Source organism: Marinomonas aquimarina (genome assembly GCF_900089755.1).
GTDB lineage: Bacteria > Pseudomonadota > Gammaproteobacteria > Pseudomonadales > Marinomonadaceae > Marinomonas > Marinomonas aquimarina.
In genome coordinates, this window is record NZ_FLOC01000030.1 from 1 (window position 1) to 10,020 (window position 10,020).

General features: G+C 50.0%; 7 protein-coding genes. 4 read left to right on the forward strand and 3 right to left on the reverse strand.

Going from position 1 to position 10,020, the window contains the following annotated elements; genetic code table 11:
- Positions 1-471: 471 nt before the first annotated feature.
- Positions 472-1,278: a flagellin N-terminal helical domain-containing protein gene (locus tag MAQ5080_RS16825; RefSeq protein ID WP_067213086.1), complete on the reverse strand. Its 807-nt coding sequence runs from the start codon at positions 1,276-1,278 to the stop codon at positions 472-474.
- A 124-nt stretch (positions 1,279-1,402) separates the two neighbouring features.
- On the reverse strand, positions 1,403-2,320 hold the full coding sequence (locus tag MAQ5080_RS16830; RefSeq protein WP_082861161.1) for a hypothetical protein: 918 nt from the start codon (positions 2,318-2,320) through the stop codon (positions 1,403-1,405).
- A gap of 295 nt (positions 2,321-2,615) precedes the next feature.
- On the opposite strand from MAQ5080_RS16830, the gene MAQ5080_RS16835 reads away from it, so the two are divergent.
- A complete protein-coding gene (locus MAQ5080_RS16835) occupies positions 2,616-3,092 on the forward strand; it encodes a hypothetical protein (protein WP_067213088.1) in 477 nt (158 codons plus the stop codon).
- A 17-nt stretch (positions 3,093-3,109) separates the two neighbouring features.
- Complete coding sequence (locus tag MAQ5080_RS16840) at positions 3,110-4,111, forward strand: phosphotransferase (RefSeq protein ID WP_067213091.1); 1,002 nt, start codon at positions 3,110-3,112, stop codon at positions 4,109-4,111.
- On the opposite strand, the gene hrpB is transcribed toward MAQ5080_RS16840, so the two are convergent.
- On the reverse strand, positions 4,101-6,569 hold the full coding sequence (hrpB, locus tag MAQ5080_RS16845; RefSeq protein WP_067213093.1) for an ATP-dependent helicase HrpB: 2,469 nt from the start codon (positions 6,567-6,569) through the stop codon (positions 4,101-4,103). The two genes, MAQ5080_RS16840 and hrpB, sit on opposite strands and share 11 nt — an antisense overlap.
- Positions 6,570-6,769: 200 nt before the next feature.
- On the opposite strand from hrpB, the gene MAQ5080_RS16850 reads away from it, so the two are divergent.
- Positions 6,770-7,507: a response regulator gene (locus MAQ5080_RS16850; RefSeq protein ID WP_067213095.1), complete on the forward strand. Its 738-nt coding sequence runs from the start codon at positions 6,770-6,772 to the stop codon at positions 7,505-7,507.
- Positions 7,507-9,891, forward strand: coding sequence for a PAS-domain containing protein (locus MAQ5080_RS16855; RefSeq protein WP_082966249.1), 2,385 nt, complete (start codon positions 7,507-7,509; stop codon positions 9,889-9,891). Before MAQ5080_RS16850 ends, MAQ5080_RS16855 begins: the two co-directional genes overlap by 1 nt.
- The last annotated feature ends 129 nt before the right edge of the window (positions 9,892-10,020 follow it).

Sequence of the window (10,020 nt, forward strand, 5' to 3'; positions counted from 1 at the left end):
AGTTTTAAAGTGTCCATAGTCTCTCTTTTGTTAAATGGTTTGTTTTTTGGTCGAAACAAAAACATTTAATGAGAGAGGGGCGCCTAATACAACGCCCTTTACTGGACACACTTCTTGGGACGGTATGGGGTTAAGACGCCTACGATAGGAAAGGGGTCAGATCCCTAAGCAGACCGCAGTGATTGGAAACTGAGGTACGTACAGGGATCTGACCCCTGAAGATACCACCGATAGAATCAGGTCGTATGAGATTGTTTTCCCGCGGGAACCGCGGTCCTACAATGTGGTGTAGGCTTCGTTGGGCTTCGCTGTGCGAAGGAAAAAGCCTTTTCTTCCCGGACGGAGTGGGTCGTACGAGTGCGTTGTACCCCGCGATAAAAGCATTTCTTCTCGAACGGAGCCGGCCGTACGCGCTGGACTCAGTATTCGCTGTATCGCGGGGGAATCTGCCCTTTCCAGACCAGTACTAGTTTAGTTACTTAATAGGTTTAGGCTGCGCTCTGCGTTAGCGTTTGCCTGGGCTTGCACGGCAACGGAAGACTTTTCAAGAATGCTGGCAACGATCTGATCGCTCACAGTTGCCGCGAAATCAGCATCTTGAATGCGGGATCTAGCTGCAGCCTCATTTTCTCGATTACTTAGTAAGGCATCGATACGGCTGCTAAAGGAATTTTGTACGGCACCATAATCAGCCTGTAGAGAAGATACGGTGTTTAGGCTGTCATCCACTGCACTCAGTGCGCTTTCCAATGAACTTGGGTCACTGATGTCGAATGCAAACAGGCCACTGCTGGTGAGTGAGGCTGCCATATCGCTGGTTTCTACATCCACCGTTGAGCCATTGTTTGGGCCAACTTGAAAGCCTACGCTGCCATTCTCAGTAAAAATTTCTTTGCCAGCAAAGGTGGTGTTGCTAATAGTGCTTTGGATATTTTCCATGAAAGCATTGGCTTGCTTCTGTAATGCCTCGCGATCAGCACTGGTGTAAATGCCATTGCCAGCTTGCACAGCAAGCTCGCGCAGAGAATTCAAATCGTTGCTGATGGACTCCAATCCGCCTTGAGCTACCTGAGCAAATGAAATACCTGACAGACTGTTGGAGATCGCTTGCCCGTTGCCATCGATCTGACCTGTCAGGCGGTTAGCAATCTGCAACCCTGCAGCATCATCGGCAGCACTGTTGATACGTAGTCCACTTGACAAACTTTGTTGGCTGCTGCTCAAAGATTGTGTTGCTGCGTTGTTGATATAGTTTGCGCCGATGCTATTGATGCTCATAACCGTGTCCTTGCCTTGTTGAGGCGAGATATTCCAAATTTGGTTTTAGTATAGACATTAAGCCGATAGAGTGAAAATTATACAACTCCGAGGATGGCTTTTTTAATGCCTTTCTGCCTTAAATCTATAAACTTGAGGCGACTAAGGCTTCATTACAGCGCGAGGGCTTTTTAATTAAGGCTTTTTTTAATGCCTTGGGGGCGGCAAAAGAGCTGCCTTTTATCGGAGGCCATATTGTATCTGGCAGGTTATCAATAGATTGACTGGTGAGGTCATTGATTGGGATGTCATAGCAGCCATCACCATCAATATCGTAACCTAAGGGTTGCCCCATCTGATTGTCGATACGTGTGAGTGCATAAGCCGCTTGCTCATGGGTATCAACAAACACATTGTTGGCAATAAAATAATGCAGCTCTGTCTCAATCGCACCGACGGTTGTAACACCGGCAGCGAACGATAAGGTGTTGATGGTTCGTGGTCCGCTGTTACCGGAAATGGTAAACACTTGCACTCCCTGTGCGGCTAACTTTTCTAAAGCTCGTATGACGAGATAAGTATCTTGCCAAGCAGGAAATTCTTGCCCCCATTGGCGGATGGTTTCAATGTATCGCTCTCGGTGTTCTAGCCGTAACGGCTCTTCAAACGCGCTGATCAAGGTTGAGGACTCCCAAGACAGAACGAGGGAATCAATCGGAGTGAACTCAAAACGGTCATTGATGCTAGTTAAAGCATGCAAAATCTCACGCATCGGGGATGCTTGTCCATTGATGGGGTAGCGTAAAAAAGTGATGCTTGGGTCATGGGCAATGAGTTGCACGATATCGCCGTGATAAAGACGCTCTTTGCGATAGTCTTTATCAATATCGACCAAACCATAAAGTGACGTGTGCAAATATTTATCCTCTTCGCTTTGAAAAGCTTCGAGCGGAGGGTAAAAACGATCGATGATGGCGACATGATACAGCTCTGACTGGGCGATGAGCGACTGCCAAGGGGCCAACAACAGCACGGCCAAACAAAATGCGATAAGGTGCTTCACGGTGAGGTCTCCTATGTTATCGACAACATCGAGCTCTCGGGTAGGTGCGCTACTGTCTTGCTGTTAAAATCACGGTAACAACGGGGGAAGGTGAAATGTTGTCTTAAATAAGGTTTGTCTAAAGTCGGAAAATTGGCCAATTATGCCGTGTGAATTTTTTGTGACGAACGGTTTAAGATTTAGTGAATTATTTTCCGCACATCAATGACCGCTCTTAAAAGTCGAATAAATAGGTGTTATCGCCTACAACTAAGGTAAATGAGTGTGTAACAGCCCGATAAATGGGCGGAGTACTATGTTTAAGCGTTTGTTTTCACGATCCAGTGAAAAAAAGTTAGCCGTTCCCGCGAAGCGGGACGAGAAACCGATAGATCATAATCACAAAGAGTTTTCACGTTTGCTGGATGCTTTCAAAGTCAATAATCCCGCTTGCGATGCTCTGAGTACGAAAGAGCTCGAACGTAAATTCCAGCAATTTGCCGATCAGCATAGATTGGGTGTCGATTTGCGCTCGAGTTACATCAGCCACTGCTCACCTGAGCGTTTACAGAGGCTGCTAGAATCAAGCTATTACAAGGCAACCATCGCGAATGGAATCAAGAAGATAGAGCAATCGGACAAAGACTTCTCTTGGGCAGCTGATAAGGGCGTCGTGGGGTCCTTATTTATGGATCGCGGTTTCTTTATCATCGTACGGGCCGTGAATCGTAAAGTCGGTTTCACTCGCCGTTGGGTCTTTGATATGCACATCGCGACCAAACATTTTGCTTAACCAGCACATCATTTGCCATGACCACTTTTGCACCAGAATTTTTTATCAAACATACGCTCCGAGCTGATTATGTTGCGAAACAACAAACGCTGCAGTCTCTTTGGAGTGGCTATGGCCATATCTCACGCTATCACGTGACGGTGGGTAACAGCTGCTCCTCTGTCATCTTAAAGGCCATTGATTGGGGGCAGGTGGCGGAGCATCCTCGCGGTTGGCAATCGGACCTTGCGCATCAACGCAAAGTGCATTCTTACCAAGTAGAGCTGAATTGGTATGCGCATTGGGCGCAGGCTGCGCATAGCATCGCCCGCATGCCAAAGTATTTAGGCCACTACGCAACCGGTTCGACCTTATACCTGTTGTTGGAAGATTTAGATGCCAGTGGCTTCGATTTGCGCTGTGCTTCGTTAGACGCAGCGCAAGTGAGTGTGGTCTTACATTGGTTGGCGAGCCTCCATGCCCACTACTTAACAACAGACCCAGCACCAGCATGGCCTGAAGGCTTATGGCCGCAAGGTACATACTGGTATTTAGCCACTCGACCCAATGAATGGCAGGCCATGAAAGAAGGTGCGTTAAAAGCTGCTGCCGAGCAACTGGATCAAACCATCCGAAACTGTCCCTATCAAACCTTGGTACATGGTGATGCCAAGGTGGCGAACTTTTGTTTTAGTGCAGACTTACAAGAGGTTGCGGCGGTCGATTTTCAGTATATTGGCCGTGGCATCGGGGTTCAGGACGTGGCGTATTTGCTGGGCAGCTGCCTAAGTGAAGCGCAACTCGCTGAGCATTTGGATTACTTGCTAGATGTCTATTTTAGCGAGTTGGCGCGCTGCATTATCGCGCGCGGAGAGTCGCCAGACCTCGCTGAAGCGGTTGCGCAGCAGTGGTATCAGCTATTCCCAGTAGCATGGGCGGATTTTCACCGTTTTATCATGGGCTGGTGTCCAACCCATGCTAAAAATAACGCTTTCAGTCGGCGCATGACGCAAGTGGGGCTCGATTACCTCACGTCTTAGTATTGCGCAATGCACGATTGGTTTTGGCCGTCGCTTCAGCGCTCAAAGGGTCTTCTGGCCAAGGATGTTTGGGGTAGCGGCCGCGCATTTCTTTACGCACATCGGGGTAAGCCTCTTTCCAGAAAAACGCTAGGTCCATGGTCACAGCCAGTGGTCGTTGCGCTGGCGATAGCAGCTCAATTTTCACCGTTTGCCCGGCAATCACAGGGCTTTGGGTTTCACCAAACATCTCCTGCAGTTTGACTCGGATGACCGGTGGCTCGGCTTGATAATCCACTTTAACGCTCGAGCCAGACGCCACTGGAATGCGGGTTGGTAAACTGTGCAGTGTTTGTTGCTGCGGCCAATCGAGTAATGCCAGCAAAGGATCCAGTAGTGACAATTTGTCCAATTGTTGGATGCGTTTCACACCTGTTAAAAATGGCCCCAGCCAGTCTTCTAAATGCTCCAGTAGGCAGGCGTCGGAGGCATCAGGAATGGTTTGATCCAGGTGTTTGTGGGCAAATTGAATGCGCGCACGTAATGCTAAGCTGTCATCGTCCCAGTTCAGTACCTGTAAGCCCTGCTGACGGATGTAGCTGCAAGTGGCCATGGTAACGGCACTGTCTGGCAAATGGCTTAATCGTGTTTGTGTCAGTTTTAGCTTACCCAACCAAGTTTCCTCAGCGCCCACTAAGCCACCGTTTGCTTTATCCCATTCACAGCGTTCGACGATTTCAATTTGGCTGGCTAGGGCTTGCTCTAATTCGACTAATGAAATGGCACAAGTGAGATACAACCAATCCGCTTCGCGTTGCGCATGCCCGCCCAGTTCCAAGGCAATGAGAAATTCACTGTTAGCATTGGCATCATGATTAGCAAGCAAAGCCTGTCGGCCATTGCTCAACTTAAATAAGGTTTCCTCACCCTGCTGGCGTTGGCGCATGGCGATCCGATCGGGAAAAGCGCTGGCCAAACAGGCCGCCAAAGAGTAGGACTGATCGGATAGATGGCTCGGTAAATGCCTTTTCAGCGCATGGATAGAAGATTGCCAGGTTTTGCCTTTGGCTGCGTAGGTGAGGGCATTGTGCAGGTTTGAGTCTTGGCTTTGTTTCGCTATACCTTCGTATAAAAGAGCGGCTGCTTCGAGGGCCGAGTGAGTATCCCCATGGCGGCTCGCTTCAAGTAATAAACGTGCTAAACGCGGAGGTAACGGCATGCTGGCCAGCGCTTCTCCATCCGCAGTAAGAGCAAGCTTGCTAGCTGCTTCCAATAAGCCTAACTGTGTCAGCAAGCCTGTTGCCTGTTGCCAATGGGCCAGTGGTGGTAAGCTGATCCAGTCCAGTTCCTCGCGCTCTTGCACCCCCCAGCGTGCCACGTCCATCACCAGATGACTAAGATCTTCTAGCTCAATTTGTGGTGCATTATGGGCACTGAGTCGATGTTGCTGTTCCTCAGACCACCAGCGGTAACACACCCCCGCTTGTAAGCGCCCAGCCCGACCGGCTCGTTGCACAGTTTCTGCTTGGGAGGCGCGCCGCGTATGCAAACGTGTGGTGGCGGTTTTCGCATCAAAGCGGGCTTCACGTGACAGTCCTGAGTCAATCACGACGCGAATGCCATCAATGGTCAAACTGGTTTGCGCGATACTGGTGGCGAGTACTACTTTGCGCTGCCCTTTAGGGGCGGGGGCAATCACGTGTTCCTGCTCGGCCATACTCATATCGCCATACAGGGACAGCAGCTCGGTAGCGTTTGGCAGTTGTGTTTCTAGTAGGCTTTGTACTTTGCGGATTTCACGCTGACCAGGTAGAAACACCAATAACGAACCGTCTTCTTCGCGTAGCGCTTGTTGAATTTGCTTGGCGATTTGTAACGGCACATCCTGCTGTTTTAGCGCGAGATTGGCGTAACGCATCTCAATCGGAAACTGACGTCCTTCACAAATAATCGGTTCACAGTGCAACAGCTCTGTTAGGCGCTCGCTGTCTAGAGTAGCGGACATGACCAGTAGCTTTAGGGGATCCTCTTCACGAAACAACTCTCGTGCTTGCAGGCTCAGAGCAAAGGCCAAGTCGGAATGCAGATTTCGTTCATGGAATTCATCAAAGATAATCAGGGCCACGTCATCAAGACTGGGGTCGTCTTGCAACATACGGGTGAGAATTCCCTCGGTCACGACTAATATTTGGGTGTGAGCGCTTTGTCGGCCTTCTTGGCGGATTTGATAGCCGACCCGTTGACCGAGAGGTTCTCCAAGTTGATCAGCTAAGCGTTTGGCCGCAGATTTTGCCGCTAAGCGGCGCGGTTCTAACATGACAATCTTACGCTTGCCTAACCAATCCGCCTCCAGAAAGGCAAGCGGCACCGCCGTGGTTTTACCGGCACCAGGTGCCGCTTCTAAGATGGCTTCGTGGCGCTGGTTTAACTGCGTTTGCAGGGCTGGAATGATAGAGTAAATGGGCAAAGCAGACGTCATATGTATCCCCTGTGACAATGCGCCCATCATAGCGATATTTGCTGCGTATTTCAGTGCTAGGCGCGAGAAATCGGCAGCGACTGAGATATTAAGTTGAGTACTTTGGCGTCTGTTAATAAGCCATTAACAGACGCGTGATAATGCTTCGTTGGCGCTGACCAATCCTGCCAAACGAAAAATATAAAAGGACAGAGAACTGCATGAACGAGCTCGGAAAAAAGACCCTGTTGATCGTTGATGATGAGCCTGATATTCGTCACTTGCTGTGTGATGCATTGGCCCAGAAAGGCTACCAAGTGGTGGACGCAGAAAATGGCGTGCAAATGTGGCGTTGTTTGGATGAGCAGCCAGTCGATCTAGTGTTGATGGACCTGTATTTACAGGAAGAAGACGGATTGCAATTGGCCCGTGAAGTACGTCAGCGCTTTGATGATATGCCGATCATGATGCTCACTGGCAAAGGCGACGAGACCGATCGTATCTTGGGGTTGGAATTGGCGGCAGACGATTACATGATGAAGCCTTTTAATCTGCGTGAACTGACCGCTCGCATTCATGCTTTGCTGCGTCGCAGCGCCCGGCAAACATCGCCTCAACCAATTAATAGCGATCACGACTGCTTGTATTTCGGCAAATGGACGTTGGATCTGACATCGCGCCAGTTGCGCGACCAGCAGGGCGAGGAAGTGATCCTCACTCTGGGGGAATTTTCTCTTTTAGAAACTCTCGCGACACGGCCTGATCGCGTACTCAGTCGAGAACAAATCATCGATCTCAGTCGTGGCTTAGAAACAGAAGTGTTTGACCGCACGGTCGATGTATTGATTTTGCGTTTACGCCGTAAACTGGAGACCAACCCGAAAGCGCCGGAGTTTATTAAAACTCAGCGCGGTTTAGGCTACTTGTTCCAAGGGCCGGTCGCCAAGAGTATGAGCTAATGCGCCAGATCAGCATTCGCCAAAAAGCCTCCATCGTGATTTTAGCCATCAGTGTGGTGGCGCTGTTTATGGTGGCCATAGGTTGGCAATCGATGCGCATCAGTGAAGCCTCTCTTTCGGAGTTTGAGGCACAAACATTACCCGAAATCAGTACCGCGCTGACGTTGGCAGAAAACGTTGCGCAATTGGTGGCCGCGGCCCCCTACACCGCAGGTTCCGCACGGCCATTTCAGTTGCAGGCTGAGTCGGAGCGGCTTAACCGACGTATTCGGGATCTGCGCAGTGTGGCGGATAACCTGAAAGACAGTGCTTTTCGTACGCAAATTGAAGAGCGTTTAGAGAGTTTGGACAGTACCCTAGATGAACTGGTGGCATTGGTGCATGAAGAGCTCTATATTCGCGAGGACAGCCTGGCGCTGCAATTCGCCATTCGCCAAATCTTGCCTGTGAGTGCCACTACTCGAGCGCTGCAAGAGCAGCAAGTGTTGAAGTGGCTGTTAAGCTTAATTGAGCAGCCAGGCCAGGTGGCGCAGCAAATAACCGCAGAGCTCAATATGCTCGATACTGCGCCAGAAGTGCAGCGTATCGCCGAGTCCCTATTAACCGCCCAACAACGCTTAAACGAAATAGAAGAGCGCAAAAATTACTTGTTAATTGCGTTGCGAGCGAAGTCCGAGCAATTAAGTAGTCAAGTCAGCGAGTTCGTGGGCGCCCTGCAAAAGCAAGTGTCACGTCAGCGCCTTGAGGTTGGCCAAGTGGTGGCCAGTGGTCAGCTATGGCTGACTGGCATTTCACTGTTCTTAGTGATTGGCCTCAGTTTGCTCTATCGTTTCAGTCGTCGCATGACCAAAGATCTGCAGTCGGTGACGCAAGATATGGAAGAGCTGTCCCTTGGACAGGTGGATTCACGCAACCCCCAAGTACGTCGCAACGATGAGATTGGTACGCTGGCGAATGCCTTTGAGGTGTTCCGTCGCGATGCCATTCGCCGCTTAGAAGTCTCCGCTGAATTGTCAGAACAAAAGCGCCTGCTAGAAACCATCTTCGATAATATGAACGATGGCCTCAGTGTGTTCTCCGAGCAGGGATTGTTGATCGCTTGGAACAAGGGGTATGAGGCGCTGTTCGATATTCGGCCGCAACAATTGTATCGTGGTATGCCGATCCACGCGGTGCAGAAGTTGATCACGCAAAGCTCCCATAAGAACCTTAATATGGAAAACCAATTGGTGCAGATGGATGAGATTAACGCCTCACGCCATCATCGCAGCCAGAGTTTTGAGCGCCATTTCGATTCCGGCAAAATCATTGAGTTCCGTTCCAAGCCCATGCCCGATGGTGGCTTTGTGACCCTGTATACGGATTTAACCGAACGTAAGAGCGTCGAAAGCCAATTGCGCCAAGCGCAAAAAATGGAAGTGCTCGGTCAGTTGACGGGGGGCGTGGCGCATGATTTTAACAACCTACTGGCGGCGATCATGGGCAACCTGCAAATGTTGTCCGACTCTGAGCCAAAAACCGATGATCAAGCGCGCTACGTAGAGCGTGCACTCGCAGTGGCTGAAAAGAGCAGCAGTTTGGTGCATCGCTTATTGGCATTTAGTCGGCGCCAGCAATTATTCCCAGAACCGACTCATGTGGATGACTTGATTGAAGGCATGCTGGATCTGGTTGAGTATAGTGTTGGCAATCATATCCAAGTGGCGGTGGATTTGAACTGCCCCAATGAATATTGCCTGATTGACCCATCGCAATTGGAAAACGCCTTGCTGAATCTATCGCTGAACAGTGCGGCCGCCATGTCTCGTGGAGGGCGCTTAAGTTTTTCCACCAAAGCCACGACTTTACCAGACTCGGATGTGGCGGGGATTCGCATTAAGGTGGAAGACACCGGCAGTGGTATTTCCGAAGAAGTGCTGGGGCGTATTTTTGAGCCTTTCTTTACGACTAAGCCGGTAGGTAAGGGCAGCGGTTTAGGCCTTAGTATGATTTATGGTTTTGTGAAGCAAAGTGGTGGTGAAATTCGCGTCACCTCAGAAGAAGGCCAATGGACCAAGGTGTGCTTGTTCTTGCCTTTGATGGTGACTCAGGAGGCGTCTGAAAAGCCGTCCAAATTGGACAGTCTGCCGACCGTTGTCGTCCCCGAAGATGCCATGATTTGGCTCGTGGAAGACGATCTTGAAGTGTCACACGTGATGCGCGAGCAGCTGCAAAAACTGGGCTTTATTGTACAAACGTTTGAGCGCGCCGAAGACGTGTTGGATGCGCTGAGTCGTTCTTTTCACCCTGATCTGATTATGAGTGATGTCAACCTAGCCGGCGAGGTGCATGGTGTTACTTTAGCGCATAGTTTGAAACAAAGGGTATACGGATTTAATGGTTGATGGGGCACCTTCACCCCATCAATCTGATACCACCCTCAGATGGTTGATAGATCGACTCCGTAGTTGAGTTCCTCTGCGAAGTCCGGCAGTCCGTAACCGATGGTTTTCTTGTAGAAAGGAGAGACCTTC